Genomic DNA, 26,425 nt, shown 5'->3' on the forward strand with positions numbered 1-26,425 from the left:
GTACTGCAGGGGGGACCCTGTGGGAGAGTAGGACGCCGCCGAACAATTATTGCTGGGAGACCCCGCACCGGGAACGGTGCGGGGTTTTCTGCGTTTAGGGTCTCCGTATGCGCTACGACTTGGTTATCTTCGACAACGACGGTGTTCTCGTCGACAGTGAGCCGATCTCGAATCGGCTGCTGGCCGGCTATCTGACCGAGCTGGGGCACCCGACGTCCTACGAGGACTCGCTGCGGGACTACATGGGTGGTGCCATGCACCGCGTGCACGACCTCGTGCTGGAGCGGACGGGGCGGCGACTGCCCGAGGACTTCGACGATGTCTTCCACGGGCGGGTGTTCGCCGCCTTCGAGCGGGAGCTGGAGCCCGTTCCTGGCGCTGCCGGTGTGCTGGAGAAGCTCGCCGCGGACGGGGTGGCGTACTGCGTGGCCTCCTCCGGGAGTCACGAGCGGATTCGGATGGGGCATCGCAAGGCCGGGCTCGACCGGTGGTTCGACGACGAGCGGATCTTCAGTTCCCAGGACGTGGGGCGAGGGAAGCCGGCGCCGGATCTGTTCCTGCACGCGGCCGCGCGGATGGGCGTGGCGCCGGAGCGGTGTGTCGTGGTCGAGGACAGTCCGCTGGGCGTGCGGGCGGCCGTCGCGGCCGGGATGGACGTGTACGGGTTCACCGCGATGACGCCCGCCGGGAAGCTCGACGGAGCCACTCGGCTCTTCGCGGACATGGGGGAGTTGGCCGACCTGTTGCGCGGCTGAGGCCTGACATTTGTCATGCGCGGATCCGGACGGTTGTTTCTACTGCGGGACCCTGCCCGGCCGCGAAGCTGAGTGCATGACCAAGCCTCGTAAGTCTCGGACCGTCGTGTCGCTGCTCCTGGACGTGGGCGTGCCCGTCGGGTCGTACTACCTGCTGACGGGAGCGTTCGGGACGAGCGCGGTCGCGGCGCTCGGCTGGAGCAGTGTCGGGCCCTTGCTGCGGACCGGTTGGGGGGTGCTGAGGCAGCGGGAGGTGAACGTGCTGCCGCTGCTCATCCTGCTGGCCAACCTGGCCGGGCTGCTGATGGGCTTCGGGACGGGGGACGCCCGGCTGATGCTGGCCAAGGACAGCGCGGTCACCAGCCTGGTCGGGTTCGCGCTGCTGGGGTCGGTGCTGCTCGGGCGGCCGATGATGACGGCGACCCTGAAGCCGTGGCTGGTGAAGGGGGACGCGGGCCGGGAGGCGGCCTGGGGACGGCTGCGGCGTGAGTCGTCGGCGTTCAGGCGGGCGGAGCTGCGGTTCTCGGCGGTGTGGGGAGTCGCCTTCGTCGGCGAGTGCGGGGTGCGGATCGTGGGGGTCTACGCGTTGCCCGTCGACACGATGGTGTGGCTCGGGACGGTCGTCATGATCGTGACGATGCTGGTCGCGTTCGTGGTGAGTGGTGCGCTGGGGGCGGGGCCCATGGCCCACATGATCGGGGCCGCCGTCACCACGGACGACGCCGTCGATGCCTTCGACGCGGTCCTGGAAGCTGAGAAGAATTCATCTTTGGTTGGATCTACCCACGGGTAAGCCGGGGCCCTACGCTCGCCGCCATGACTGATGTGCTGCGGCGCGGCAGGGCCTCGCTCGCGTTCGGTTTCTTCGCCCAGGGTGTCGCCTTCGCCCTGCTGGTGACGCGTATCCCGGCCATCCAGGACCGGTACGGCGTCTCCGACGCGCTGCTGCCCGTCTTCCTGGCCGCCGTGCCGATCCTGGCCGGGGTCGGGAGCGTGGTGAGCGAGCGCCTGGTGCGGCGAGTGCGGCCGAGCCGGCTGCTGCGCTGGTCCCAGCCGGTGGTGCTGTTGGCGCTGCTCGGGGTCGGGGCGGGGGACCGGGTGGCGGTGCTGGCCGTCGCCCTGGCGGTCTTCGGGCTGGCGGTGGGCGCGCTGGACGCGTCGATGAACATGCTCGGCGTGAGCCTGCAACGGGCGTACGGGCGAAGCATCATGCTCGGGTTTCACGCCGGGTACAGCCTGGGCGGGATTCTGGGGGCCTCGCTGGCCTGGGCGGGGGCGCACTGGGGTCTGGCGCTGTGGGTGTCGTATCTGCCGGTGGTGGTGTTGCTGTTGCCGGCCGCGCTGGTCGGGAGCCGGTGGTACGTCGACGGGGACCGTGAGGGCGGCGCGGAGGGCGCGGGCACGGGCACGGGCACGGGTGAGGTCACGGGCGGGGGCGGAGTCGGCGCGGGTGTCGGCTTCAAGGTGCTGCTGCCGCTGTGTCTGGTGATGACGTTCGCGTACATCGGGGACTCGACCGTCTCCAACTGGAGCGCGAAGTACCTCCAGGACGTGCTGGGGAGTTCGGAGCAGCTGGCCACTGTGCCGTACAACGTCTACATGGTGACCACGCTGGTGGGGCGGGCCCTCGGGGACTTCGGGGTGCGTCGGTTCGGGGCCGTGGCGGTGGTGCGGGGCGGGGCGGTCGTCGCGGCGGGCGGGTTCGCCGTGGTGGCCTCGGCGCCGGGAGCCTGGGTGGGGATGCTGGGGTTCACGCTGCTGGGTCTCGGGCTGTGTGTGCTGGTGCCGCAGACGTTCGCGGCGGCGGGGCGGCTGGCGGCGGAGAGGGACGGTCGCCCGGGGGCTTCCGACGCGGCGGTGGCGCGGCTCAATGTGTTCAACTACGTCGGCTTCCTGATCGGTTCGCCGTTGGTGGGCGCGCTCGGGGACGCCTGGAGCTATCGCGGGGCGATGCTCGTGCCGATGGTGTTGGTGCTGGTGACGGTCGTGTACGCCAGGTCGTTCGAGGGTCAACCGGACCGATACGGTGGCGGGCATGAGCGGCCGCGCACAGCTGATGTGGGACGAGGCAGTAACGGGCTATGACTTCGGTCCCGAGCATCCGATGGACCCGGTCCGGCTCGCCCTGACGCGCAGTCTGGTCGGTGCCCTCGGGCTCGACCGGGAGGTGGAGGTCGTCGCGGCGCGGCCGGCCGGGGAGTCGACGCTGCGGCTCGTCCACCGGGAGGACTACATCGACGCGGTGCGGGCGGCGTCGGCGGATCCGCGGTCGGCGGACGGTTCGTACGGGCTCGGGACGGTCGACGACCCTGCCTTCGCGGGGATGCACGAGGTGTCCTCGCTGATCGCCGGGCAGTCGGTGGGGGCGGCGGAGGCGGTGTGGCGCGGGGACGCGCTGCACGCGGTGAACTTCGCGGGCGGGCTGCACCACGCGATGCCGGGGGCGGCGTCCGGGTTCTGCGTGTACAACGACGCGGCGCTGGCGATCGCGCGGCTGCTGGAGCTGGGGGCCGAGCGGGTCGCGTACGTGGACGTCGACGTGCACCACGGGGACGGGGTGCAGGCGGCGTTCTGGGAGGACCCGCGGGTCCTGACGGTGTCGCTGCACGAGCATCCGGCGACGCTGTTCCCGCAGACCGGTTGGCCGGAGGAGACGGGGGCGGACTGCGCCGAGGGGTCGGCCGTGAACGTCGCGCTGCCGGCGGGGACCGGGGACGCGGGGTGGCTGCGGGCGTTCCACGCGGTGGTGCCGGAGGTCCTCGCGGAGTTCCGGCCGCAGGTGCTGGTGACGCAGCACGGCGCCGACACGCACTTCGAGGATCCGCTGGCGCATCTGGCGGTGTCGCTGGACGCGCAGCGGGCGGTGCAGGTGGCGTGTCACGGGCTGGCGCACGAGTACGCCGGGGGGCGGTGGGTGGCGCTCGGCGGGGGTGGATACGCCGTGGTGGAGGTGGTGCCGCGGTCGTGGGCGCATCTGGTGGGGATCGCGGCGGGGCGGCCGGTGGAGCCGGAGACGGTGATTCCGGAGGGGTGGCGGCAGGAGGTGTACGCGCGGACGCGGCAGCTTGGGCCGATGCGGATGACTGATGGGCGGTGGCCGGTGTCGTATGCCTCGTGGGAGGCGGGGTACGACCCTGCGGATCGGTTGGATCAGGCGGTGCGGGCGGCTCGGCGGGCGGTTTTTCCGTTGCGGGGGTTGTTGGCGTAGGGGGTTTCTCGGGCGTTTTCCGGTTGCCCGGCGTTGGTGCTGGGCGGGGGGCGGTGCGCAGCCCGGCGTCGCGGGGTGCCGCTGCGCCCACCCGTGCCGCCCCAGCGGCACGATTGCCCGCAGCTGGGGGGGGGCACGGGTGTTACGCCGACCGTGCGTAGATTCCCCCGTTTCCTCTTCCGGTGATGGAAGGACCCGGCAGCATCGGAGGTGTGCTGACCCGTGGAGCTCTTCGGGCTCATCTTCTTGATGTCCGGCTGGCCGGCGTGGTGGCGACCTCTCGGGAGGTGAGTCTGCGGAGTTACCGGTTGTTCGCCGCTAGGGATCCCCGGGTGCTGATCGGGATCGATCCGGAGCGGGACTGGGGGCAGCGGGAGCTGCTCGGGCTGATGGCGGAGAGGTGCGGGGTTTCGGCCGATCCGTGTGACGTCTCGGGCCAGGACGTCATCGACCCGGACCGGACCCTCGCGGCGCTGGACGCCTTCGCCGGGCGGCTCGCGGCGGCCGCCGGACGCCGGGCCCCGGTGCTGCTCGGCACCGGGCACCCGCACCGACTGCTCGGCTTCTACGTCGCCTTGGCCGAGGCGCTGTCGGCGGCGGGATGTACTGTCCTCACCCCGGCGCAGGGTCGCTCTGTCGACATAACGACCCGGTTCGGCCTACGCACGTACAACCTCGACTACGTCCGCGGAGTCGCGTTGGTGCGGGAGCCCGGTGCCGGGCGCGCCGGTGGTGAGCCCGGCGCGCACACGCACTCGCCGCTGCCGGTTCGGACCGCGCTGGCCGCCGCGGCCGAGGGCGGCGGGCCACTGCCCGAGTTGGTGATCGGGGACCACGGGTGGGTCTGCGGAGCAGGTCAGCTGGGGTTCGAGGCGATCGGGCCGGCCGATACGGACGATCCCGCGCTCTTCGTGGGGGAGGCCGAGGGGTTCGTGTCCGTCGCCGTTCCACTTGATGACGCCGTGCGGTCCGAGTACTACCGACCGCTTACCCGCTACGTACTCAATCGGGCGTGTCTGTCACGGTAGGGAAGCGATGGGTGCACCTCTTCCCCATTCGCATCACCCGCCCCTACATTGGGGAGTGAGCACGCAGCGACGAAGAGTCACCGGAAGGGGAAGCCGGTGGCCGTCGAGTGCGGAAGGTTCAGGTGTGTCATGGCTGCAGCTGGCGAGAGGCCTCTGAACGAGGTTCAGTTCCTTACCGTGGCGGAGGTCGCCTCGGTGATGCGCGTGTCCAAGATGACCGTGTACCGGTTGGTGCACAGCGGTCATCTGCCCGCGATCCGGGTGGGACGGTCGTTCCGCGTCCCGGAGCAAGCGGTTCACGAGTACCTCCGCGAGAGCTATGTGGGGGTGGAAACGGCCTGACTGGCCTCGATTACACCCTCAGCGCTCGGACCGGTAGGCTGGCCCCTCGTAGGTCGTGTGGGCCCATGGCGCTCACCAACCGAGTGATGAGAAGTGAGCGAGGACTGTCGTGGGCTCTGTTATCAAGAAGCGGCGCAAGCGGATGGCCAAGAAGAAGCACCGCAAGCTGCTGAAGCGCACGCGCGTTCAGCGTCGCAACAAGAAGTAAGCGACGCTGCGCCGTCGGCGTGGTCTGTGGCCCCCCACCGCATCCGGTGGGGGGCCACAGTCGTTCGGCCGTCATTTTTCGTCATGTGCCGCGTCCGGCGGTCATCACGGCGCAACACCTACCGGCTAAGTTGGCCCGCAGGCGGGGAACGCGGCAGGCTACGGTGCAGGCGGAAGGAAGGCGCTGATCTTGGGCAAGGTCGTGCTCGTGACCGGAGTGGCCCGGCAGCTGGGCGGCCGGTTCGTCCGGCGCGTCCAGCGTGATCCCGGCGTGGAGCGGGTGATCGGCGTGGACGCCGTCGCGCCCGAGCACCATCTGGGCGGCGCCGAGTTCGTCCAGGCGGACATCCGGCAGTCGGCCATCGGGCGGGTACTGGCCCAGACGCGTGCCGACACGGTGGTGCACCTGGACGTGACGGGCACGCCGCTGGGCAGCGGCAGTCGCGCCTCGGTGAAGGAGACCAACGTCATCGGCACGATGCAGCTGCTCGGCGCCTGTCAGAAGTCGCCGACGGTGCGGCGGCTGGTGGTGAAGTCCAGTACGAACGTCTACGGGTCCGCGCCGCGCGACCCGGCCGTCTGCACCGAGACCACTGCGCCCAAGTCCCTGCCCAGCGGCGGCTTCGCCAAGGACGCCGTCGAGGTCGAGGGGTACGTGCGGGGCTTCGCGCGCCGGCGGCCGGACGTGTCGGTGACCGTGCTGCGGTTCGCCAACATCCTCGGCCCGGCCGCGGACACGCCGCTCGCCTCGTACTTCGGACTGCCGTTGCTGCCCACGGTGTTCGGCTACGACCCGCGGCTGCAGTTCGTGCACGAGGACGACGTGGTCGAGGTCCTGCGGGTCTGCGCGGACGAGCCGCGGCGGTCCACGTTGAACAGCGGGACCTTCAACATCGCCGGGGACGGTGTGCTGCTGCTCTCGCAGTGCTCGCGGCGCCTCGGCCGTCCCACGGTGCCGTTGCTGCTGCCGGCGGTCACCTGGGCGGGTTCGCTCGTGCGTACGCTGGGGATGACGGACTTCTCCCCCGAGCAGATCCGGCTGCTCACCCACGGTCGGGTGGTGGACACCACGCAGATGCGCGAGACGCTGGGCTTCCGGCCGAAGTACTCGACGGCCGGGGCGTTCGCGGACTTCGCCCGCGGGCGCGGTGCCGGGCTGCTGCCGCCCGAGGCCCTCGCGGGGGCCGTCGACCGGATCGCGGAGCTGTCCCTGCCGGGCAGCGGTCACCTCCCGACGCAGAGCGCCAACTGAGGAGCGCATCAACGATGGCGGACGCCAAGGTCATTCCGTTCGACGACGACCGGTCGCGGGGAAGCCGCGGCGCGGGGAGCCGACGCAGGGGCGGTGCGGCGGAGTCGGCGCCGGTGGGCGAGGGGCCGGTGGGCGACGTGCAGCCGCTGCCCGTACGGGGAGCCGCCGCGCAGGACCCCGCCCCCGGGCCGGACGAGTCGCCCGAGCCGCGGTCGGCGGTCGGCGACGGCGGCGACCAGGACGAGGGCGATCAGGACGACGGCGACCAGGACGGCGGCCTGGAGCGGCGCGTCGCGGCCGGTCTGTCCTTCCTGCGCCGCCGGCTCACCGGCGACTACGAGGTCGACGACTTCGGCTACGACGCCGAGCTGACCGACCAGGTGCTGATGTCCCTGCTGCGCCCGGTGTACGAGAAGTACTTCCGGGTCGAGGTCAAGGGCGTGGAGAACATCCCGGCCGAGGGCGGTGCGCTGATCGTCGCCAACCACTCCGGGACCCTGCCGCTGGACGGGCTGATGATGCAGGTCGCCGTGCACGACCACCATCCGGCCGACCGGCACCTGCGGCTGCTGGCGGCGGACCTGGTGTTCGTGCTGCCGGTGGTCAACGAGCTGGCGCGCAAGCTGGGCCACACACTGGCCTGCGCGGAGGACGCCGAACGGCTGTTGGCGCAGGGCGAGCTGGTCGGGGTGATGCCGGAGGGCTTCAAGGGCATCGGCAAGCCGTTCGGCGAGCGCTACAAGCTCCAGCGGTTCGGGCGGGGCGGCTTCGTCTCCACGGCGCTGCGGCAGGGGGCGCCGATCGTTCCGTGCTCGATCGTCGGGGCGGAGGAGATCTACCCGATGATCGGCAACTCCAAGACCCTGGCGCGGCTGCTGGGCTTCCCGTACTTCCCGCTCACGCCGACCTTCCCGTGGCTGGGGCCGCTGGGCGCGGTGCCGCTGCCGACGAAGTGGACGATCCAGTTCGGTGAGCCGATCCGGACGGACGGCTACGCGCCGGAGGCGGCCGAGGACCCGGTGCTGATGTTCAACCTGACCGACCAGGTGAGAGAGCAGATCCAGCACACGCTCTACAAGCTGCTGGTGCAGCGGAGGTCGGTGTTCTTCTGAGGCGCGGTGCGTGGACGGCGTGGTGGGGGCACTGAGCCGGCGGACGGAGTCCGGCGCAGCCGGCCGAAGCCCGCGGAGCGGTGCGAGGGCAGCAGACAGGGGGGCCACGCTGCTGGTGCAGCGGAGGTCGGTGTTCTTCTGACGGCCAGTACGGCGATGGGCCTGTCCCACCGCCGTACACGCGCCGCGTCGGCTCAGTCCGCGTCCTCCGCCTCGATGCCCAGGCCGGGCAGGAGGCCCGGGAGGAGGGGCGGGAGGGTGACGTCCGGCTCCGTGGGCGGGGTGTTGCCGCCCGTGGACGGGGAGGCGGTGCCGCTGTCGTCCTTCGGCGGGTCCAGCAGGCCGCCGGTGCCGCCGCCGAGCAGGCCGTCGCTCTCGTCGCCGGACTCGGCGGACTCGCTGGGCCGGTCGGACTGCGAGCGACCGCGCTCGGACGTGCCCTCGTCGCCGGTGCGGGGCGCCGAGGAGTGACCGGAGCCGGGGGTGTCGGTGGTCGTCGAGCCGGAACCGCCCGGCAGACCGTCGTCCCCGCCGTCCTCGTCCTGGGCTGGCGGCTGCGGCAGCATGGACTGCAGCGGGGCCACGTCGTCGTCTATGGCGTCGAACACCGACGACACCTGCTCACTGACGTCCCCGAGCTGCACGGGCAGCCGCTCGCGCAGCGCTCCCCAGGTCTCCCGGTGGGACTGGGAGAAGGCGGAGAGGGCCTGCATGGGGGCCAGCGAGTCGGGGTCGTGGGCATAGGCCGCGCTGAGCAGGCGGTGGCCCTCGGAGGCGTCGTGCCGCATGCCGGACAGGGCGCGGCGGACCTCGCCGAGGGACTCGTGGTCGAGGGGGCCGCTGCGGCCGCGCTCCATCAGCCGGCGTGCCTCGCTGAGCCGGGTCGAGGCGAGGTCCAGATAGGCCCGGCCCCGCTCGTCGTTGCCGTCGGCGAGGCCGAGGCGGAAGTCCTCTATGCCGCGCTTGAGGCCGTAGAGCGAGTCGCCGGGCAGGGCGTCCGAACTGGCGGCGGCGACTCCGCCGAAGGCACCGGCGGCCACGCTCACGCTCAGTCCGCCCGCGGTGAGGCCCTTGGCCAGCCGCGAGCGGGGCCGGAACCTGCTCAGCGGGGCCGCCCGATGGGTGCCGCGCGCCCGGCGCTGCTCCGGTACCGACGTGTCCGTCGCCCCGCCGCTCGCGGTGCCCTCCTGCAGCATGGCCTCGAAAGCGGCCACGAGCTGGGCCCGCTGGACGACCTTGACCTCGGGATCCAGCTCGGGCCGGGGCAGCGTCTCCAGACCATGGGCGAGGGTCACCAGGCGACCCTGCTCGGTCGGTTCCGCGGTGGCCCCGGCGGTCGCCGGCCCTCCGGACTGCTCGGCCGCCGCCCCGGGATCCGACTGCTCCTCCAGGGCCTGGGCGAAGGCGTTCGCCCGCCGGTGTGCCGATACGTTCGCGATCACTGGCGGCACCTCCTCTCGTCATCACGGTCGACTCCCCAGGGGGTCCTGAGGGTTGCACGCCCTGGTCGGAACCATCCGATCGGGTGATCGGAGTCGGCCAGGGAGTGACCACAGGGAGCCTGCATCCCGCACAACGAGCGGCGCGGCACTTGGGTTACGGACGCTGGATGATCGGACGGCGGACTCAACGGACTCTCACCAGTGGTGACTTGGGGAACACGAAGGGTGAGCGCCTCGACGGGCGGCTCTCAGCGGGCGTCGTCGGGGAGCAGCCGGGCGAGGGTGCGCACGGCCCGGTACTGGAGCGTCTTGATGGCGCCCTCGTTCTTGCCCATGACCCGGGCGGTCTCGGCGACCGAGAGGCCCTGGAGGAAGCGCAGGGTCACGCACTCCTGCTGCTGTGGGTTGAGCCGCCGTACGGCCTCCAGCAGGGCGGCGTTGGAGAGGGACTCGAGGACGGAGTCCTCGGGGGAGCGCTCGACCTCGTTGGCGTCGAGCATCTCGCCGGTGGTGACCTCGAGGCGGAAACGGCTGGACTTGAAGTGGTCGGCGACCAGGTTGCGGGCGATCGTCACGAGCCAGGCGCCGAAGTCGCGGCCCTGCCAGGTGAAGGTGCCGATGCGCCTGAGCGCCCGCAGGAAGGTCTCGCTGGTGAGGTCCTCGGCGGTGGCCTTGCCTCCCACGCGGTAGTAGATGTAGCGGTACACGGTGTCGCTGTACTGGTCGTAGAGCCGGCCGAAGGCGTCGGCCTCGCCGGCCTGGGCCCGCTCGACCAGCTCCATCATGCGGGCGCTGTCGCTGTCCGCGGCGGGGCGGCGGTGGGTGGTGGCGGCGGCCCCGGACGAGGACGACCGCGCTCGTCTGCCGACGGCGGCGCTTCCTTCGGCCAGTGCGTAGCACGGACCGGCGGGCACGGCGGCCGCGGCGAGGGCGGGGACGGCATACGCGGTGGGGACGAAGCCGCGCAAAAGGTCTTGGGCTGATTTGACCGTTGCGCGCAGCGTAGCCAGGCCCGAGGCGTCAACCCCGACGTGTGGGTACACGGGACTCCCAGAGGCAGAGCTTCCATCACGTGCAGTACGGAACCATTCACCCGTCGTAGCGAAGGTGGGGCACCGGAATGCGTCTGAGGAGAATAACGCTTCGTGCAGGCACTGCTACGCCCAGTTGCTCAAATCATCGATTACGTCGCTTCTGTGCCCGATTGACGCTCGATCAGCTGCGCCAGAATGATCGCTTGGTGACCGGAACGGTTCGGATTCCGTGTGACTACAGAGCGTGTTGTGGTCGATGTGAGTACAGGGGACTGGAAAGCCGGTCCCTGGGGTACGTCATCCCGATTGGGTCGACGACCGGGTCGACGGCCGGTCAACGGCGGCGGCGGTGCAGCGCGATGGCCGCCGCGGTGCCGCCCGCCACCGCCCCGACGCCCGCGGCCGCGGGGATGCCGACCTTGGCGGCCTTGCGCCCGGTGCGGTAGTCGCGCAGCCGCCACTCCAGCTCGCGGGCGTGCTTGCGCAGCTTGGAGTCCGGGTTGATGGCGTACGGGTGTCCGACCAGCGACAGCATCGGGATGTCGTTGTGGGAGTCGCTGTAGGCGGCGCAGCGGGACAGGTCCAGGGCCTCGGCCGCGGCCAGCGCCCGGACCGCCTCGGCCTTCGCGGGGCCGTGCAGCGGCTCGCCGACCAGCTTGCCCGTGTAGACGCCGCCGATCGACTCGGCCACCGTGCCGAGCGCGCCGGTCAGGCCCAGGCGGCGGGCGATCACCTGGGCGATCTCCACCGGGGCGGCCGTGACCAGCCAGACCTTCTGCCCGGCGTCCAGGTGGGCCTGGGCGAGGGCGCGGGTGCCGGGCCAGATCCGCTCGGCCATGTACTCGTCGTAGATCTCCTCGCCGATCGACTTCAGCTCGGAGACGCGGTGGCCCTTGACGATGGAGAGCGCGGAGTCGCGGGCGTCCTGCATGTGCTCCGGATCCTCGAACCCGGCCAGCCGGAACCACGCCTGCTGCCAGGCGAAGCGGGCGAGGTCGCGGGTCTCGAAGAACTTCCGCTTGTACAGGCCCCGGCCGAAGTGGAAGATCGCGGCGCCCTGCATGACGGTGTTGTCGAGGTCGAAGAAGGCGGCCGCGCGGTCGTCGCCGTGGACCGGGAACTCCGGTTCGGCGATGCCGGAGTCGGAGGCGGTTTCCTGCGGGGGCCCGGCGAGCTCGGCGGCTTCCGCGGACTTGCGGGCTGCCTCCGCCGAGGCCTCGCCTGCCAACACGCTCCGTGCCGTGGCGGAGCGCCTACGGGGAGTGAGCCATCGAAGAGCGGCCATGCCAGTGAGCATAGCCAGCTTGTTCGGATGCTTCGGAGCCGACGGGTTCGCAGGCTGTGAACGTCGGGCGGCGGTCTCGTTAAGCGGCCGCGCTCCGAGGGCTCGCCCGCGGTCCCGCCCGCGCGCGCGAGAATGGCCGGCATGAGTCCCCTCTTCCGCCGGAAGCCCACGCAGCCCCCTGAGCACTCCGAGAACCATCTCGTCACCCTCATCCGCAAACCCGGCTGTCATCTGTGTGATGACGCACAGCTCGTCGTCGAGAAGGTCTGCGCGGAACTCGGCGTCCCCTGGGAGGGGAAGGACATCACCGAGGACCGCGGGCTCCACGACCAGTACTGGGAACAGATTCCGGTCGTACTGGTCGACGGCCGGCAGCACACCTTCTGGCGTGTGAACGAGGAACGGCTGCGCAAGGTACTGACCGATCAGTACAAGTAGTCCGTATGGTCGCTTAGGATCGATGGCGACCAGGTCTCGGGGGCGTTGATCGTGAGGAGCGTGTACGGCTTTGCCCCCGATGAGTGAGGAACGAGAGTACGTATGTGCCGGTTCCCGTTCCGTGCGCCGGGGGCGCGTGACCCCGGTCACGTTGGCCGGGCAAATCGGACACCATCTTTGTGCACGCGTTCACAAAGACATAGCCTGCATTCGACGGGGCGGTCATGTAGGGACGTATGACCGCCTACAGCCCCGCTCTACCCGCAGGAGCACCGTGGCAACTGGCCGAGCACACCGACCGGCGACCCGCAGCCGAGGGATTCCCGAGGCCACCGTCGCCAGGCTTCCGCTGTACCTTCGCGCACTGACCGCGCTGTCCGAGCGCTCGGTGCCCACGGTCTCCTCCGAGGAGCTGGCGGCCGCCGCGGGGGTCAACTCCGCGAAGCTGCGCAAGGACTTCTCCTACCTCGGCTCCTACGGGACGCGTGGTGTCGGCTACGACGTCGAGTATCTCGTCTACCAGATCTCGCGCGAACTCGGCCTCACCCAGGACTGGCCGGTTGTGATCGTCGGTATCGGCAACCTCGGTGCCGCGCTCGCCAACTACGGCGGTTTCGCCTCCCGCGGGTTCCGCGTCGCCGCACTCATCGACGCCGATCCGGGAATGGCCGGAAAGCCCGTCGCCGGCATCCCGGTGCAGCACACCGACGAGCTGGAGAAGATCATCCAGGACGACGGTGTCTCGATCGGTGTGATCGCGACCCCCGCCGGCGCCGCCCAGCAGGTCTGCGACCGCCTCGTGGCCGCCGGTGTCACCTCCATCCTGAACTTCGCGCCGACCGTGCTGAACGTCCCCGAGGGCGTCGACGTGCGCAAGGTCGACCTCTCCATCGAGCTGCAGATCCTCGCCTTCCACGAGCAGCGCAAGGCGGGTGAGGAGGCCGCGGCCGACGGCGTCGCACCGCCCGTCGCCGCCCGCAAGCAGCAGCGCTCCACCGGCTCCACCGACCAGGGACCCGACGGGGACGTACCCGCCGTGATGCCGGCATGAGCCTCCTCGTCGTCGGGCTGAGCCACCGCAGCGCCCCCGTCAGCGTGCTCGAGCGGGCCTCGCTGAACGCGGACGCGCAGCTCAAGCTGCTCCAGGACACGGTCGCCGCCGAACCGGCCGCCGAGGCCGCGGTGCTGGCCACCTGCAACCGCATCGAGCTGTACGCCGACGTGGACAAGTTCCACGCCGGTGTCGCCGAGCTGTCCACGCTGCTCGCCCAGCACAGCGGCGTCGGCCTGGAGGAGCTGACCCCCCACCTCTACGTGCACTACGAGGACCGGGCCGTCCACCACCTGTTCTCGGTGGCCTGCGGGCTGGACTCGATGGTGGTCGGCGAGGGGCAGATCCTCGGCCAGATAAAGGACTCGCTGGCCCGCGCCCAGGACCTGCACACCGCCGGACGGCTCCTGAACGACCTGTTCCAGCAGGCGCTGCGGGTCGGCAAGCGCGCCCACTCCGAGACCGGCATCGACCGCGCCGGACAGTCCCTGGTCACCTTCGGCCTGGAGCAGCTGTCCGCCGGAGCCGACGTCCAGCAGTGGGCCCGGGGCAAGAAGGCGCTGGTCATCGGCGCCGGTTCGATGTCCTCGCTGGCCGCCGCGACGCTGGCGCGGGCCGGGGTCGCCGAGATCGTGGTCGCCAACCGCACCTTCGAGCGCGCCGAGCGCCTCGCACTCCTGCTCGAAGAGCAATATGGACAACGTCTCTCCGAGGGCGACGACACGGACGTGCTGGCCCGCGCGGTACCGATGGACTCGGTGCCGGACGAGCTGACACGTGCCGACGTGGCCGTCTCCTGCACCGGTGCGACCGGTCTCGTCCTCACGGCCGACTCGGTGGCGGCGACGGTGCAGGGCCGCACCGGCGCGCCCGCCGTCGCGGACACCGCCGTACGGGAGACCGCCGTACGGGAAGCCGGCGAAACGCCACTGCCGGGTGCCGGGAGCGCCGCCGACGAGAACTGCCCCCTGGACCTCTCCTCCGTGTCCTCCGTCCCCTCCGGCTTCTCCGTCATGGGCGAGGCCGCCGTGGCCGGCCTGGACGCGGCGACGCTGGAGCAGCACGGGGCGTGGGCCGCGGGCGGTACGGCGGTGGACCGGCCGCGCGAGTCGGGCCGGAGCGGTCCGGAGGCGGACGCCGAGCTGATCGGCGCGCTCGCCGCGACGGCGACCCGCGTCGGCCGCATCCCCGAGCGCCGCCGCCCGGAGCCGGTCGCCGAGGTGCCCCGCCCCGAGCCCGTGCTCTTCCTGCTCGACCTCGCGATGCCGCGGGACGTCGACGCCGCCGTGCACCGGCTCGCCGGGGCCCGCCTGGTGGACATCGAGTCGCTCGCCGAGGCCTCCGCCGACGCACCGATGGCCGCCGACGTCGACATGGTCCGCCGGATCGTCGCCGACGAGGTCACCGCCTTCGGCGCCGCCCAGCGCGCCGCGCACATCACGCCCACCGTGGTCGCGCTGCGCAGCATGGCCGCGGACGTCGTGGCCGGCGAGATCGCCCGCCTGGAAGGGCGGCTGCCGGGGCTCGACGACAAGCACCGGGCCGAGATCACCCAGACCGTCAAGCGTGTGGTCGACAAGCTGCTGCACGCGCCGACGGTGCGGGTCAAGCAGCTCGCCGCCGAACCCGGCGGCGCCGGGTACGCGGACGCGCTGCGCACCCTGTTCGACCTCGACCAGGAGACGGTGGCCTCCGTCTCCCGCGCCGAGAACAGCACTGAGAAGAACCGAGGGCCGGCATGACTGAGAAGGCACTGAGGCTGGGGACCAGGCGGAGCAAGCTCGCCATGGCCCAGTCCGGGCAGGTGGCGGACGCCGTGAGCCAGGTGACCGGTCGGCCCGTTGAGCTGGTCGAGATCACCACGTACGGCGACACGTCGCGAGAGCACCTGGCGCAGATCGGCGGCACGGGGGTGTTCGTCGCCGCGCTGCGCGACGCGCTGCTCCGGGGTGAGGTGGACTTCGCGGTTCACTCGCTCAAGGACCTCCCCACCGCGCAGCACGAAGGCCTGGTCGTGGCCGCGATCCCGGAGCGCGAGGACCCGCGGGACGTGGTCGTCGCCCGGGACGCGCGCAAGCTGACCGACCTCCCGAGCGGGGCGCGCATCGGCACGGGCGCGCCGCGCCGCATGGCGCAGCTGAACGCGTACGCCCGCACCCACGGGATGGAGATCGAGACCGTCCCGATCCGGGGCAACGTCGACACCCGCATCGGATACGTCCGCAGCGGTGAGCTGGACGCGGTCGTGCTGGCCGCCGCCGGGCTGAACCGGGTGGGGCGCATCGACGAGGTGACCGACTTCCTGTCGGTCGACACGGTTCTGCCGGCCCCCGGCCAGGGGGCACTGGCGGTCGAGTGCGCGGCGGACAACGCCTCGCTGATCGCCGCGCTCGCCGAGCTCGACGACCCGTTCACGCGGGCCGCCGTAACGGCCGAGCGGTCACTGCTCGCCGCCCTGGAGGCCGGCTGCAGCGCACCCGTGGGGGCGCTGGCCGACCTTCTGGCCGACGGGCAGACTGTCAAGGAAATGCGCCTGCGCGGCGTCGTCGGCACGACCGACGGCTCGACGCTGGTGCAGCTGTCCACCACCGGTCCCGTGCCCGAGACGCACGAGGCGGCGCTGGCACTCGGTAGCGAACTCGCCACCGAGATGCTCGCCCAGGGCGCGGCCGGTCTGATGGGGGAGCGAGCACAGTGAGCCCCACCACCCTTCCCGCCGGTCCGGAACACGGGCACGTCACCTTCCTCGGTGCCGGACCCGGAGATCCGGGACTGCTGACTCTGCGCGCCGTGGAGGCGCTGTCCCACGCGGACGTCCTCGTCGCCGAGCACGAGGTGCTCGACGTCGTGCGCACGCACGCGAGGCAGGGCGTGTCGGAAGTGCACACGGATGCCGATCCGTCGGATCCGGGCACAGGCGCGCCCCAGCTGACGGTAGTTGACGGTGCGTCAACGACCCTCGGCGCCCCCGCTGTGCGGGATGCCGCACATCTTGTCATGGAGGCCGCGCGGGGCGGCAGGCGGGTCGTGCGTGCGGTGACCGGTGACCCCGGGCTCGACGCGTACGCCGCCGAGGAGATGCTGGCGTGCGCCGCGGCGGGGGTGCCCTTCGAGGTCGTCCCGGGCGTCGCGAACGCCGTCGGCGTGCCCGCGTACGCCGGTGTGCCGCTGCGGGACGCGGAGGGCGCGGACGTGCGCTTCGTGGACGCCCGTACGGCGTCGGACCGCTGTTGGACCGAGGTGGGCGCCTCCGACGGCACGGTGGTCGTGTCGACGACGCTCGACTCGGTCGCGGCGGCGGCCGGCGAGCTGGTCTCGGCGGGCCGCAAGCCGGACACCCCGCTGACGGTGACGATCGCCGGTACGACCACGCGGCAGCGCACCTGGACGGCGACGCTCGGCACGGTCGCCCAGACCCTGAAGCAGGCGAAGGTGCTGCCGTCCCCGGACGGCGGCCGCCCGGTGATAGCCGTGGTCGGCGAGCGCAGCTCCGCCGCCCGGCGCGACCAGCTGTCGTGGTTCGAGTCCAAGCCGCTGTTCGGCTGGAAGGTCCTCGTCCCGCGCACGAAGGAGCAGGCGGCTTCGCTCTCCGACCAGCTGCGGTCCTACGGGGCCGTCCCCAGCGAGGTCCCGACCATCGCGGTGGAACCGCCGCGCACCCCGCAGCAGATGGAGCGGGCGGTCAAGGGCCTGGTGACGGGCCGCTACGAGTGGATCGCGTTCACGTCGGTCAACGCGGTGAAGGCGGTCCGCGAGAAGTTCGAGGAGTACGGCCTCGACGCCCGCGCCTTCGCCGGCATCAAGGTCGCCGCGGTGGGCGAGCAGACGGCCAACGCGCTGATCGCCTTCGGCGTGAAGCCGGACCTGGTGCCGAGCGGCGAGCAGTCGGCCGCCGGTCTGCTGGAGGACTGGCCGCCGTACGACCCGGTCTTCGATCCGATCGACCGTGTCTTCCTCCCCCGGGCCGACATCGCCACCGAGACGCTGGTCGCCGGTCTGATCGAGCTGGGCTGGGAGGTCGACGACGTCACGGCCTACCGCACGGTGCGCGCCTCGCCGCCCCCGGCCACGACCCGGGAGGCCATCAAGGGCGGTGGCTTCGACGCGGTGCTCTTCACGTCGTCGTCCACGGTCCGCAACCTGGTCGGCATCGCGGGCAAGCCGCACAACGTCACGGTGATCGCGTGCATCGGCCCGGCGACGGCCAAGACGGCCGAGGAGCACGGGCTGCGTGTCGACGTGATGGCTCCCGAACCGTCCGTCCACAAGCTGGCGGAGGCCCTGGCCGACTTCGGCCTGCGCCGCCGGGCGGCGGCCCTGGAGGCGGGGGACCCGGTGACGCGCCCGAGCGAGCGGCGGCCGGGGTCACGGAGACGGCGGTCTTCGACCTGAGGTGGTCTTCCGCGTGAGCTGATGCGGGGCGTCCCTGGTCAGGGGGCGCCCCGTCGTCGTTGCCCGGACCGCAAGTGGGCGGGGGGCGACTGCGCCTAGCCTTGGGCGACTTGACGACGGTGGAGGGTGCATGACCGGGTTGGGCAGGCTTGAGGGCAAGCGGACTCTGGTGATCGGCGGTGGCGGGGCGGGGATCGGCCGGAGCATCGTCCGTTCCTGTGCGGCCGCCGGGGCGGCAGTGGCGGTGGCCGACGTGGATGCCGCGCGGGCGACCGAGGCGGCGGACGAGTTGCTGGCGGCCGGACACGTCGCCCATGCGCTGAGCGGCGACGTCCGTTCCCGCGAGCAGCTCGAAGACGTGATCGTCGGCGCGGCCGAACGGCTCGGCGGTCTTGACGTCCTGATCACGGTCGTCGGCGGGCAGGTGGCGTTCGTACCCGCGGTCAAGCTGCACGAGATGGCGGACGCCGACTGGGACACCGTCTACGAACTGAACCTGCGCTATGTGGCGCGCGCGGTACGACGGGTGCTGCGGCTGTTCCTGGAGCAGGGGACCGGCGGGAGCATCGTCGGCATCGGCTCGGTCACCGGCTTCATGGCCGCGCCGATGCAGGCCGGTTACGGCGCGGCCAAGGCCGGCCTGCACAGTCTGGCGCGGACCGTCGCGGCCGAGTACGCGGCCGACGGCATCCGGATGAACGTCGTCGCGGGTGGGGCGATCAGTACCGCCGTCAACGCCGGTCCCTCCGCCGCATGGGTTCCGGAGATCCCGGCGGGCCGCTACGGCACGTCGGAGGAGATGGCGGCCGCAGCCGTCTATCTCGCCTCGGACGAGTCGCGCTACGTCACCGGCCAGCAGATCGTGCTGGACGGCGGGGTCTCGGTCCGCGGTCCGTTCCCCGAGTAGCCGAGGGCGGGGGGCGCACCCGCTACGGGTGCCCCGCCGACCGGTGCAGCCCGCTCAGGTCCAGCGCCGGGGCGGGCGGCAGGGGGGCCGGCCGGGCCGGAGGGTCGGCCTGGAAGGACTGGAAGAGGTAGGTGAGGAGGCGGTGGGCGGCGGGGACGGCGGTTTCGGGGGGCTGGGAGGCCAGGCCGCTCACCGCCAGGAGGAGCAGGGGGATGTCGGCGGGGGAGAAGTCCTCGCGGAGTTGGCCGGCGTCGCGGGCGCGCTGGACCAGGTGCGCCAGGCGCTCCTCGGCGCAGGCGCGTTCCCGGTCGTAGTCCAGGGACGCCGGGAAACCGGCCATGAACACCGTCTCGAAGCCGCGGTCGGTGACCAGGGTGGTGCACACCTTCCGCAGGAGCGTGTACAGGCCGTGTCCCGGGTCGGGGTCGGCCAGGGCCTCCTCGAACGCGGTCGCGCACACGGCGAGCTGGTCGTCGAAGGCCGCGGTCACGAGGGACGAGCGGGTGGGGAAGCGGCGGTAGAGGGTGGCGACGCCGACGCCCGCCCGGCGGGCGACCGCGCTCATCGGGGCGTCCACCCCCTGGGCGGCGAAGACCTCGCGGGCGGCCTCCAGGACGCGTTCGCGGTTGCGGCGGGCGTCGGCCCGCAGCGCGTCCGGCGGAGGGAACCCGGTGGTGTGCTCCGCGGGTCTGTGCTCTGCGGGCTTGTGAGAGGGCTGGTCAGGCATGTTTCTCACTTCCGGGTCAAGTGGAGGGTGCCGTCCACTTAGGTGTCTAGCGTGAGGTTAGCAGCGGATGCGGGCCCCGCCTCCGCACTTCCCGAACACGATGTGGATCACGAGACATGGGCCGAGACATGGGTGAGATGAAGGCGGTTCTCTTCGACCGCTACGGGCCTCCCGAGGTGCTGTACGTCGGACGGCGGCCGGTGCCCGCCATCGGCCCCGACGAGGTGCTGGTGCGGGTGCGTGCCGCCGCGGTCAACGGCGGGGACCTGCACGACCGGACGGGGAAGGTGCGCCTGGTGACCGGCCGGACCTTTCCCAAGGGGTGCGGCATCGACTTCGCGGGCGAGGTGGCCGAGGTCGGGGCCTCGGTGCGCGGGATCCGGGAGGGACAGCGGGTGTGGGGGCTGCTGGGGCGCCGTACCGGCAGCATGGCCGAGTACGTCGCCGTCAGCCCCCGGCGGATCTCGGCCGCCCCCGAGAACCTCACGCCGGAGGAGGCCGTCTCGTTGATCGCGGGCGCGACCACGGCGGTGACCGCGCTGCGCGACAAGGCCGCCCTGCAGCCCGGTGAGCGGCTGCTCGTGCGGGGCGGAAGCGGGGGCGTGGGCAGCGTCGCCGTGCAGGTGGGAAAGGTGCTCGGGGCACGTGTCGTCGCGCTCGCGGGCGGGCGCAACCTCGACTTCGTGCGGGGGCTGGGCGCCGAGGAGGCGTTGGACCACCGGACGACCGCGCTGTCCGCGCTCGGCCGCTTCGACGTCGTCCTCGACACCGTCGGCACCGAGCAGGCCCGAGTGCGGCGGCTGCTGGCGCCGGGCGGGCGCATGGTCGCCGTCGCCCCCGACCTCGACCGGCCGCTCGCGTGGCTCGGTACCGTGCTCGGTTCCGTCGCCCACGGCAAGGGGCGCATCCGCTTCTTCAGCGGCAATCCCGACGGCGCGCTGCTCGCCGAGGCCGCCCGGCTCGCCGAGCGCGGTGACATCGTCCCCGTCGTCGACACCGTCCACCCGCTCGACGGGGTCGCCGACGCCCAACGGGCCCTGGCGGCCGGGGGCGTTCGGGGCAAGCACGTCGTGCGGGTGCAGTAGGTCCGGCAACCGGTGGCGGGCGGGCCCGCGTTGACAGGGGGCGGGCAGGTGCGTGTAATGAGGGTGGTGCCGCGTGGCGCCGGTCAAAGAGCAGTGGGCCGACCGGCGATCGGGCGAGCGCCCTTCCCTCAAGGGGTACGTGATGCGTTCACACTCCGCGCCCTGATTCCGAGTTCGCGACGTAGCGCTTTCGCACGTCGACCTCGTCCTCGTCCCTCGTTCCTCGCACGCCGCGGCGCATGCCGTTGCCGCGGCCTGCCGTCCTGGAGACACAGAACCGATGCCCACATCGTTCCATCAGTCCGTCATCGACGAGTTCCGCGCCAACGAGGGGAAGGTCGGCGGCCCCTTCGAGGGCGGAGACCTGCTCCTGCTGACCACCACCGGCGCCAGGTCGGGCGCCGCACGGACCACCCCGCTCGGCTACGTCCGCCACGGGGACTCCCTGCTCGTCGTTGGGTCCAACCTCGGGGGGCCGCGACACCCCGGCTGGTACCACAACCTGCTCGCCCATCCCGTGGTCCGGGTGGAGGTGGGCACGTCGAGCTCCGAGGCGCTCGCGGTGCCCGCCGAGGGGACCCGGCGCGAGGAGCTGTTCGCGCACGTCGTGCGGGCGGCGCCCGGCTACGGCGACTACCAGGCCCGCACCGGCAGGCGGCTGCCGGTCGTGGTGCTGGAGCGGGCCGAGCCCGAGGGGTGGGAGGGGCCCCGAGAAGTCCGTACGCTCGCCGACAAGCTCTTGGAGGTGCACACCTGGCTGCGCGGGCAGCTGCGGCAGGTACGGGCGGAGGTCGAGGCCCACTTCGCTGCCCCGGGGGCGGTCGGTGCGCCGCCGGGTCTCGGGCTGCAGATCCGGCAGCGCTGCCTGGCGTTCTGCCAGGCGCTGGAGTTCCACCACGTGAGCGAGGACGGACACCTGTTCCCCGGGATCGCCCGGCACCACCCCCACCTGTCCGGCGTCTTCGACCGGCTCGCCGACGAGCACCGCACGGTCGCCCGTTTCCAGGGTGAGCTGGCCGTCCTGCTGGACGGTGTCGCCATCGCCGATCCGGTGCGCTTCCGGGCCGAGATGGACGAGATGTCCGCACAGCTCAACGCGCATCTCGACTACGAGGAGGAGACGCTGCTGCCGCTCCTCGCCGACGTCCCGTGGCCGCCGCCCGGACCGCCCGCCGCGCCCTAGTCGGACTCCAGCAGCTTTTTGAGCCGGGCCAGGTCGGCGGCCACCATGCCCGCGTCGCGCTCGAAGTCCGCGTCGGTCGTCCCCGGCTGCCGGCGGAGGGTGAACACCACCTCGCTCGCCGTGCCGTCGGCGAGGACGCGGACCGGGTTGTGGACGGTCTCGCCGGAGGGGAGCGTGACGTGGTGGTCGAGTACGCCCAGGTCGTTGCGGGGGACGAAGGTGACCTTGACCCGGCCGAGGGGTGAGGAGTCCGCGATCCATTCGTCCGCGATCCTCTCGATCGACCCGCCGAGGCCGTGGGCCCACGCGGGCAGGTTGGCCGGGTCCGAGGCGTAGGCGTAGACGTCGTCGACGGGGCGGTCGACGCGGATGCTCAGGTGGCGGGACTCGCTGCCGGTGCCGTTCATGGCGCCGACGGTAGCGGGTCGCCGCCGCCGTTCTCTTGAAGGAATCGGACACCGGCCGGGCCGACTTCCCGTCGGCAAAGGCACGGGTGGGGCGGGCGTAGCGTAGGTGGTATGACGACGTACGGATCCTTTCCCGGCACCCGGCCCCGGCGACTGCGGACCACCCCCGTGATGCGTCGGATGGTCGCCGAGACCCGGCTGCACCCCGCCGACTTCATCCTCCCCGCGTTCGTCCGCGAGGGCGTCGGCGAGCCGGTGCCGATCGCGGCGATGCCCGGGGTCGTGCAGCACACGCGGGACACGCTGAAGAAGGCGGCCGCGGAGGCGGTCGAGGCCGGGATCTCCGGGATCATGCTCTTCGGGGTGCCGGAGGAGGGGAAGAAGGACGCCGCCGGGACGGCGGGCACCGACCCCGACGGGATCCTCCAGGTCGCGCTGCGGGACGTACGGGCCGAGGTCGGGGACGAGCTGCTGGTGATGTCCGACCTGTGCCTCGACGAGTTCACCGATCACGGACACTGCGGGGTGCTCGACGACCAGGGGCGCGTCGACAACGACGCCACGCTGGAGCGGTACGCCGAGATGGCGCAGGTGCAGGCCGACGCGGGCGCCCATGTCGTCGGGCCCAGCGGGATGATGGACGGGCAGATCGGGGTCGTCCGGGACGCGCTCGACCAGATCGGGCGGGAGGACGTCGCGATCCTCGCGTACACCGCCAAGTACGCCTCCGCCTTCTACGGGCCCTTCCGGGAGGCCGTCGGGTCGTCGCTCAAGGGCGACCGCAAGACCTACCAGCAGGACTCCGCCAACGCGCGGGAGTCGCTGCGGGAGCTGGCGCTGGACCTGGAGGAGGGCGCCGACATGGTGATGGTCAAGCCGGCCGGGCCCTACCTCGACATCCTCGCCAAGGTCGCCGAGGCCTCGGACGTGCCCGTCGCCGCCTACCAGATCTCCGGCGAGTACTCGATGATCGAGGCCGCCGCCGAGAAGGGGTGGATCGACCGCGACCGGGCCATCCTGGAGTCCCTCACCGGGATCAAGCGGGCGGGCGCGCGCAACATCCTGACGTACTGGGCGACCGAGGTCGCCCGCACACTGCGCTGAGCGACCGGTGCCGGCCCCGCACACAAGGGGTGCGGGGCGTGCGGGGGTGCGGACCCCTTCAGTACTCGAGCGCGTTCGAAGCGTCGGTCTGCCAGTAGGTGACCGTCAGCGCGGTGTCGACGTAGACGCCGCCGGAGGGCAGCTTGACCGTGGCGATGGAACCGTCCTCGAACGGGATGGTGAGGGTGCTCGCGTCGTAGCCGTTCTCGCCGCTGCCGTCGCCGGACGACAGCCGCACGCCCGCGTAGCCCGACTCGCCCGGGGCCAGCGTCGTCAGCGACTGCGGCTTGCTGGACTCCGCGACCGGCGGCACGGACTGGGCCTCGCCGAACCGCGCCGCCGGGTACGGCGGCAGCGCGCACGTCTTCGAGCCGGTGTTGGTGGCGGTCAGCAGCAGGTGGTTGATCGGGCGGGGGGCGTTCGCCGCGGTGATCCGTACGTCGGACGCGGAGCACTCGCCGGGGACGTCCGAGTCGGAGTCGTCGGTTCCGGCTCCGGCCTCGGACCCGGCGTCGGAACCGGACCCGGAGCCCGAGGCGTTGTCGTTTCCGTTGGAGCCGTTGGAGCCGGCGGTGCCGGTCGCGCCCGTCGACCCCGTGTCGCCGGTGCCTCCGGCCGGCTTGGCGCTGTTCCCGTCCGCCGGTGCGGAGGTGGTGGACTCGGGCGCCGGGGAGCCCGTGAGTTCGTCGCCCTCGCAGGCCGTGAGGGAGAGCGCGGCCAGCGCGACCGTGGTGGCGGCGAACAGGCGGGTACGGGTGATGCGGCGTGCGGACATGGAAGGTCCCCCTGGGAATGTGACTGTTGAGGCGAGCCGCTCGACCGTTCACCGGGAGCGGCTGCTTGGATGACCACAGCTTGCGGCCCTGATCGTCCCGGCCGCCAGCGATGGGGGAGCATGCGGGACGGTGGGACGCCCGGAACGCTCTGACCTGCGGGAACAACGTCCCTCTGGGATGCGGTACGGGGATGCGAGGAGAGGGAGGAACGGTGGCGGGGGACGACTTCGCGGGACTGCTTCGGGAGCTGAAGGAGCGGTCCGGACTCAGTTACGGGGCACTCGGCAAGCGGCTGCACATGAGCGGCTCGACCCTGCACCGGTACGTCAGCGGGGAGGTGGTGCCGGTCGAGTTCGCGCCCGTCGAACGCCTCGCCCGCGTGTGCCGGGCGACGCCCGAGGAGCTGCTCGAACTCCACCGCCGCTGGATCCGCGCGGACGCGCTGCGCGGCGTGAAGAAGGAGGAGCCGGAGGGCGAAGCGGGCGACGGGCGCCCGGTCGCGGACGATTCCGGGCCCGCCTCCCCGATGCCGGGGGCGGCAAAAGCAGCCGAGGCAGCGGAGACACCGTCGGCCTCGGACGCCTCGGACGCCTCGGACGCCTCGGACGCTTCGGATGCCTCGGTCGCCTCGGACGCACGGTCGGCCCCGAATGCCGCACCCGCCCCGGATCCCTCACCCGCACCGCGTGCCCCGCGCGCCCTCGCCCTCGATGTGCCGCCCGGCCCGGCCCGCCGTCGGGTCCCGCGCGCCGCGCTCTACGCCGCGTCCGGCGTCGTCGCCGTCAGCGCCGCCGTGGCGCTGGTGGCGAACCTCGTCTCCGGCCCGGGAGAGGACGGCGGGCACGGTCCGGCCGGGGCCGTCGCGCAGACCTCCGCGTCGGTGTCCGCGACCGCGACCGGGTCGGGCTCCCCGAGCGCGAGCGCCGCCACGTCCTCCCCGTCCGCCTCCCCGTCCCCGTCCGGGTCCCCCTCCTCGACGCCATCGCGCCGGACCACCGCCGAGCCGAGCCGCGAGGCACCCCCCGCCGGGCCTCCGCTCACCGTGTCGACCACCCCGTACTACTGGGACGTGCCCTGCGACCACGCCTTCCTGATCGACCGCAGCCCGAAGAACGTGCCCAAGCCCCCGCCCCAGCAGGACGCCGTCGGCTGGGCCACCCCCCTCAACGCGGTCTCCGCGAACCGGCAGACGGTCGTCCTCACCGTGCAGGGCACCGGTCCGGAGACGGTGGTCCTGGAGGACCTGCACGTCCGGGTGAAGAGCAGCGGACCGGCGCTGGACTGGAACCAGTACGTGATGGGCAACGGCTGCGGCGGCCAGGTGCACATCACGGCCTTCGACGTCTCGCTCGACCTCGGCACGCCGACCGCGACGCCGATCGGGGGCCAGCGGGACTTCCCGTACAGCGTCAGCGAGTCCGACCCCGAGGTCTTCCAGGTCAACGCGCACACCAGCGGCCACGACGTCAGCTGGGAGCTGGAGCTGGAGTGGTCCAGCGGCGGCCGGCACGGCACGACGCGCATCGACGACAACGGCAAGCCGTTCCGCACCAGTGCCTCCCGGGACGACTCCTACTACGCCTACCCCCTCGGCAGCGACGCCTGGGAGGCGGTCGAGGGCGGCTGACGCGGGAGGCCACGGCGGGGCAGCGGCAAGTCCGGCCGGGGGATAGGTTGTTGACCATCTAACCGGTTCGCTTCGTCAGGCGACATCCGAAAGGTGGGACGCCCATGCCCGGTGACGCCCTCAGCCAGGACCCCGCGGAGCTGCGGAGGAGGATCGACAGCAGCAAGGCGCACCCGGCCCGGGTCTACGACGTCTTCCTCGGCGGCAAGGACCACTACCCCGCCGACCTCGACGCCGCGGCCGCCGGGCTCGCCGCCAATCCGCGCGGCTACCTCGACGTACGGCACAACCGCGACTTCCTGCGGCGCGCGGTGACCGCGCTCGCCCGCGAGGACGGCATCCGGCAGTTCCTCGACATCGGCACCGGGCTGCCCACCGCCGAGAACGTGCATCAGATCGCCCAGCGCATCGCCCCCGAGTCGAGGGTCGTCTACGTCGACAACGACCCGGTCGTGCTGGCCCACGCCCGCGCCCTGCTCACCAGCGGCCCCCAGGGGCGTACGGACTACATCGACGCGGACCTGAAGAGCCCGGCGCGGATCCTCGAACAGGCCGCCGGGACCCTCGACTTCGACCAGCCGGTGGCGCTCTGCCTCGTCGCCATCCTGCACTTCGTCGAGGACGAGGAGGCGTACCCGATCGTGCGCGAGCTGATGGACGCGCTGCCCGCCGGCAGCCGGCTCGTCCTCAGCCACCTCACGGAGGACCTCAACCCGGAGAACATCCGCGCGGTCCAGCGGACGTACACGGAGCGGGGTTTCACCTTCGTGCTGCGCTCCCGCAAGGACGTCGAGCGCTTCTTCACCGAGGCCGGTCTCGAGCCGGCCGAGCCGGGGGTCGTCCCGGTGCACCACTGGCGGCCCGACCACGCGGCACCGGTGCCGGAGCAGCCGGAGGAGTCGTACCTGGCCGAGCTCGACGACATCGAGAAGGTCCGCTACCGGGACATCAACGACGTCACGGACGCGGACATCAACGTGTACGGCGGGCTGGGCACCAAGGGCTGACCGTTCGGCGGCCGCGAGCCGTACGGGTGTCCGGATCGCGGAAAGTCGCCTGTAGG

At 72.1% G+C, this 26,425-nt stretch carries 26 protein-coding genes; 20 read left to right on the plus strand and 6 right to left on the minus strand.

The genetic code is table 11. The features are described 5' to 3' along the window. Positions 1-107 precede the first annotated feature (107 nt). The 9 genes from ACZ7MF_RS37765 (at position 108) to ACZ7MF_RS37805 (ending at position 7,904) form a co-directional block, all read left to right on the plus strand. Entirely contained in the window at positions 108-755 is a 648-nt protein-coding gene (locus tag ACZ7MF_RS37765; protein WP_471482659.1) for an HAD family hydrolase, read from the plus strand. Between the two features lie 76 nt (positions 756-831). Continuing rightward, entirely contained in the window at positions 832-1,548 is a 717-nt protein-coding gene (locus ACZ7MF_RS37770) for a VC0807 family protein (protein WP_471482660.1), read from the plus strand. Between the two features lie 23 nt (positions 1,549-1,571). Then, on the plus strand, positions 1,572-2,840 hold the full coding sequence (locus ACZ7MF_RS37775) for an MFS transporter (RefSeq protein ID WP_471482661.1): 1,269 nt from the start codon (positions 1,572-1,574) through the stop codon (positions 2,838-2,840). Next, the gene (locus ACZ7MF_RS37780; RefSeq protein ID WP_471482662.1) at positions 2,791-3,963 is read left to right on the plus strand and encodes an acetoin utilization protein AcuC; all 1,173 of its coding nucleotides are present in this window, start codon (positions 2,791-2,793) and stop codon (positions 3,961-3,963) included. Before ACZ7MF_RS37775 ends, ACZ7MF_RS37780 begins: the two co-directional genes overlap by 50 nt. 212 nt (positions 3,964-4,175) lie before the next feature. Beyond that, positions 4,176-4,991 carry a phosphatase gene (locus ACZ7MF_RS37785; RefSeq protein WP_471482663.1) on the plus strand — a complete coding sequence of 272 codons (816 nt, stop codon included), beginning with the start codon at positions 4,176-4,178 and terminating at the stop codon, positions 4,989-4,991. A gap of 129 nt (positions 4,992-5,120) precedes the next feature. Beyond that, positions 5,121-5,333 (plus strand): helix-turn-helix domain-containing protein, encoded by a 213-nt coding sequence (locus tag ACZ7MF_RS37790; RefSeq protein WP_004984898.1) that lies wholly within the window; start codon positions 5,121-5,123, stop codon positions 5,331-5,333. 109 nt (positions 5,334-5,442) lie between these two features. Beyond that, positions 5,443-5,541, plus strand: coding sequence for a 30S ribosomal protein bS22 (locus ACZ7MF_RS37795; protein ID WP_003948845.1), 99 nt, complete (start codon positions 5,443-5,445; stop codon positions 5,539-5,541). Positions 5,542-5,730: 189 nt separating this feature from the next. Next, positions 5,731-6,792 carry an NAD-dependent epimerase/dehydratase family protein gene (locus ACZ7MF_RS37800; protein WP_471482664.1) on the plus strand — a complete coding sequence of 354 codons (1,062 nt, stop codon included), beginning with the start codon at positions 5,731-5,733 and terminating at the stop codon, positions 6,790-6,792. Positions 6,793-6,806: 14 nt separating this feature from the next. Then, on the plus strand, positions 6,807-7,904 hold the full coding sequence (locus ACZ7MF_RS37805) for a lysophospholipid acyltransferase family protein (protein WP_471482665.1): 1,098 nt from the start codon (positions 6,807-6,809) through the stop codon (positions 7,902-7,904). A gap of 194 nt (positions 7,905-8,098) precedes the next feature. Here the strand turns inward: ACZ7MF_RS37805 and ACZ7MF_RS37810 are convergent, their stop codons facing one another. The 3 genes from ACZ7MF_RS37810 to ACZ7MF_RS37820 all read right to left on the minus strand — a co-directional run bounded on the left by ACZ7MF_RS37810 (position 8,099) and on the right by ACZ7MF_RS37820 (position 11,665). Continuing rightward, positions 8,099-9,346 carry a DUF5667 domain-containing protein gene (locus tag ACZ7MF_RS37810; RefSeq protein WP_471482666.1) on the minus strand — a complete coding sequence of 416 codons (1,248 nt, stop codon included), beginning with the start codon at positions 9,344-9,346 and terminating at the stop codon, positions 8,099-8,101. Between the two features lie 248 nt (positions 9,347-9,594). Continuing rightward, positions 9,595-10,389 (minus strand): ECF subfamily RNA polymerase sigma factor, BldN family, encoded by a 795-nt coding sequence (locus tag ACZ7MF_RS37815; RefSeq protein ID WP_007443701.1) that lies wholly within the window; start codon positions 10,387-10,389, stop codon positions 9,595-9,597. A gap of 325 nt (positions 10,390-10,714) precedes the next feature. Next, on the minus strand, positions 10,715-11,665 hold the full coding sequence (locus ACZ7MF_RS37820; protein WP_471482667.1) for an HAD family hydrolase: 951 nt from the start codon (positions 11,663-11,665) through the stop codon (positions 10,715-10,717). 132 nt (positions 11,666-11,797) lie between these two features. Between ACZ7MF_RS37820 and ACZ7MF_RS37825 the strand changes: the two genes are divergently transcribed. The 6 genes from ACZ7MF_RS37825 to ACZ7MF_RS37850 all read left to right on the plus strand — a co-directional run bounded on the left by ACZ7MF_RS37825 (position 11,798) and on the right by ACZ7MF_RS37850 (position 18,453). Continuing rightward, positions 11,798-12,103: a glutaredoxin family protein gene (locus tag ACZ7MF_RS37825; protein WP_385357588.1), complete on the plus strand. Its 306-nt coding sequence runs from the start codon at positions 11,798-11,800 to the stop codon at positions 12,101-12,103. A gap of 274 nt (positions 12,104-12,377) precedes the next feature. Beyond that, positions 12,378-13,154: a redox-sensing transcriptional repressor Rex gene (locus tag ACZ7MF_RS37830; protein WP_471482668.1), complete on the plus strand. Its 777-nt coding sequence runs from the start codon at positions 12,378-12,380 to the stop codon at positions 13,152-13,154. Further along, on the plus strand, positions 13,151-14,896 hold the full coding sequence (locus ACZ7MF_RS37835) for a glutamyl-tRNA reductase (RefSeq protein WP_471482669.1): 1,746 nt from the start codon (positions 13,151-13,153) through the stop codon (positions 14,894-14,896). Before ACZ7MF_RS37830 ends, ACZ7MF_RS37835 begins: the two co-directional genes overlap by 4 nt. Continuing rightward, a complete protein-coding gene (gene hemC / locus ACZ7MF_RS37840) occupies positions 14,893-15,852 on the plus strand; it encodes a hydroxymethylbilane synthase (protein ID WP_471482670.1) in 960 nt (319 codons plus the stop codon). Before ACZ7MF_RS37835 ends, hemC begins: the two co-directional genes overlap by 4 nt. Beyond that, a complete protein-coding gene (locus ACZ7MF_RS37845) occupies positions 15,849-17,546 on the plus strand; it encodes a bifunctional uroporphyrinogen-III C-methyltransferase/uroporphyrinogen-III synthase (RefSeq protein WP_471482671.1) in 1,698 nt (565 codons plus the stop codon). The genes hemC and ACZ7MF_RS37845 overlap by 4 nt, the downstream gene beginning before the upstream one ends. Positions 17,547-17,676: 130 nt before the next feature. Then, positions 17,677-18,453, plus strand: coding sequence for an SDR family NAD(P)-dependent oxidoreductase (locus ACZ7MF_RS37850; protein ID WP_471482672.1), 777 nt, complete (start codon positions 17,677-17,679; stop codon positions 18,451-18,453). Positions 18,454-18,475: 22 nt separating this feature from the next. Here ACZ7MF_RS37850 and ACZ7MF_RS37855 read toward each other — a convergent pair whose 3' ends face one another. Beyond that, entirely contained in the window at positions 18,476-19,180 is a 705-nt protein-coding gene (locus ACZ7MF_RS37855; RefSeq protein WP_471482673.1) for a TetR/AcrR family transcriptional regulator, read from the minus strand. 128 nt (positions 19,181-19,308) lie between these two features. Between ACZ7MF_RS37855 and ACZ7MF_RS37860 the strand changes: the two genes are divergently transcribed. Both ACZ7MF_RS37860 and ACZ7MF_RS37865 read left to right on the plus strand, forming a co-directional pair. Further along, positions 19,309-20,265, plus strand: coding sequence for an NAD(P)-dependent alcohol dehydrogenase (locus tag ACZ7MF_RS37860; RefSeq protein ID WP_471482674.1), 957 nt, complete (start codon positions 19,309-19,311; stop codon positions 20,263-20,265). Between the two features lie 280 nt (positions 20,266-20,545). Beyond that, a complete protein-coding gene (locus tag ACZ7MF_RS37865; protein WP_471482675.1) occupies positions 20,546-21,448 on the plus strand; it encodes a nitroreductase/quinone reductase family protein in 903 nt (300 codons plus the stop codon). Here the strand turns inward: ACZ7MF_RS37865 and ACZ7MF_RS37870 are convergent. Beyond that, complete coding sequence (locus tag ACZ7MF_RS37870; protein WP_471482676.1) at positions 21,445-21,855, minus strand: SRPBCC family protein; 411 nt, start codon at positions 21,853-21,855, stop codon at positions 21,445-21,447. The genes ACZ7MF_RS37865 and ACZ7MF_RS37870 overlap by 4 nt on opposite strands. 111 nt (positions 21,856-21,966) lie before the next feature. Here ACZ7MF_RS37870 and hemB point away from each other — a divergent pair, with 111 nt between their 5' ends. After that, positions 21,967-22,959: a porphobilinogen synthase gene (gene hemB / locus ACZ7MF_RS37875; protein WP_471482677.1), complete on the plus strand. Its 993-nt coding sequence runs from the start codon at positions 21,967-21,969 to the stop codon at positions 22,957-22,959. A gap of 58 nt (positions 22,960-23,017) precedes the next feature. Here hemB and ACZ7MF_RS37880 read toward each other — a convergent pair whose 3' ends face one another. Then, positions 23,018-23,734, minus strand: coding sequence for a DUF4232 domain-containing protein (locus ACZ7MF_RS37880; RefSeq protein ID WP_471482678.1), 717 nt, complete (start codon positions 23,732-23,734; stop codon positions 23,018-23,020). A gap of 212 nt (positions 23,735-23,946) precedes the next feature. On the opposite strand from ACZ7MF_RS37880, the gene ACZ7MF_RS37885 reads away from it, so the two are divergent. Together ACZ7MF_RS37885 and ACZ7MF_RS37890 are read left to right on the plus strand one after the other, a co-directional pair. Continuing rightward, entirely contained in the window at positions 23,947-25,362 is a 1,416-nt protein-coding gene (locus tag ACZ7MF_RS37885; RefSeq protein ID WP_471482679.1) for a helix-turn-helix domain-containing protein, read from the plus strand. Positions 25,363-25,466: 104 nt separating this feature from the next. Continuing rightward, the gene (locus ACZ7MF_RS37890) at positions 25,467-26,369 is read left to right on the plus strand and encodes an SAM-dependent methyltransferase (RefSeq protein ID WP_471482680.1); all 903 of its coding nucleotides are present in this window, start codon (positions 25,467-25,469) and stop codon (positions 26,367-26,369) included. The last annotated feature ends 56 nt before the right edge of the window (positions 26,370-26,425 follow it).

Source organism: Streptomyces sp. NPDC111628 (assembly GCF_055635195.1).

Bases quoted from the DNA above. Each gene is read 5' to 3' on its own strand.
- ACZ7MF_RS37765 (WP_471482659.1), top strand. From the start codon at position 108: ATGCGCTACGACTTGGTTATCTTCGACAACGACGGTGTTCTCGTCGAC.
- ACZ7MF_RS37770 (WP_471482660.1), top strand. From the start codon at position 832: ATGACCAAGCCTCGTAAGTCTCGGACCGTCGTGTCGCTGCTCCTGGAC.
- ACZ7MF_RS37775 (WP_471482661.1), top strand. From the start codon at position 1,572: ATGACTGATGTGCTGCGGCGCGGCAGGGCCTCGCTCGCGTTCGGTTTC.
- ACZ7MF_RS37780 (WP_471482662.1), top strand. From the start codon at position 2,791: ATGAGCGGCCGCGCACAGCTGATGTGGGACGAGGCAGTAACGGGCTAT.
- ACZ7MF_RS37790 (WP_004984898.1), top strand. From the start codon at position 5,121: ATGGCTGCAGCTGGCGAGAGGCCTCTGAACGAGGTTCAGTTCCTTACC.
- ACZ7MF_RS37805 (WP_471482665.1), top strand. From the start codon at position 6,807: ATGGCGGACGCCAAGGTCATTCCGTTCGACGACGACCGGTCGCGGGGA.
- ACZ7MF_RS37820 (WP_471482667.1), bottom strand. From the start codon at position 11,665: ATGGCCGCTCTTCGATGGCTCACTCCCCGTAGGCGCTCCGCCACGGCA.
- ACZ7MF_RS37825 (WP_385357588.1), top strand. From the start codon at position 11,798: ATGGCCGGCATGAGTCCCCTCTTCCGCCGGAAGCCCACGCAGCCCCCT.
- ACZ7MF_RS37835 (WP_471482669.1), top strand. From the start codon at position 13,151: ATGAGCCTCCTCGTCGTCGGGCTGAGCCACCGCAGCGCCCCCGTCAGC.
- hemC (WP_471482670.1), top strand. From the start codon at position 14,893: ATGACTGAGAAGGCACTGAGGCTGGGGACCAGGCGGAGCAAGCTCGCC.
- ACZ7MF_RS37850 (WP_471482672.1), top strand. From the start codon at position 17,677: ATGACCGGGTTGGGCAGGCTTGAGGGCAAGCGGACTCTGGTGATCGGC.
- ACZ7MF_RS37855 (WP_471482673.1), bottom strand. From the start codon at position 19,180: ATGCCTGACCAGCCCTCTCACAAGCCCGCAGAGCACAGACCCGCGGAG.
- ACZ7MF_RS37860 (WP_471482674.1), top strand. From the start codon at position 19,309: ATGGGTGAGATGAAGGCGGTTCTCTTCGACCGCTACGGGCCTCCCGAG.
- ACZ7MF_RS37865 (WP_471482675.1), top strand. From the start codon at position 20,546: ATGCCCACATCGTTCCATCAGTCCGTCATCGACGAGTTCCGCGCCAAC.
- ACZ7MF_RS37870 (WP_471482676.1), bottom strand. From the start codon at position 21,855: ATGAACGGCACCGGCAGCGAGTCCCGCCACCTGAGCATCCGCGTCGAC.
- hemB (WP_471482677.1), top strand. From the start codon at position 21,967: ATGACGACGTACGGATCCTTTCCCGGCACCCGGCCCCGGCGACTGCGG.
- ACZ7MF_RS37880 (WP_471482678.1), bottom strand. From the start codon at position 23,734: ATGTCCGCACGCCGCATCACCCGTACCCGCCTGTTCGCCGCCACCACG.
- ACZ7MF_RS37890 (WP_471482680.1), top strand. From the start codon at position 25,467: ATGCCCGGTGACGCCCTCAGCCAGGACCCCGCGGAGCTGCGGAGGAGG.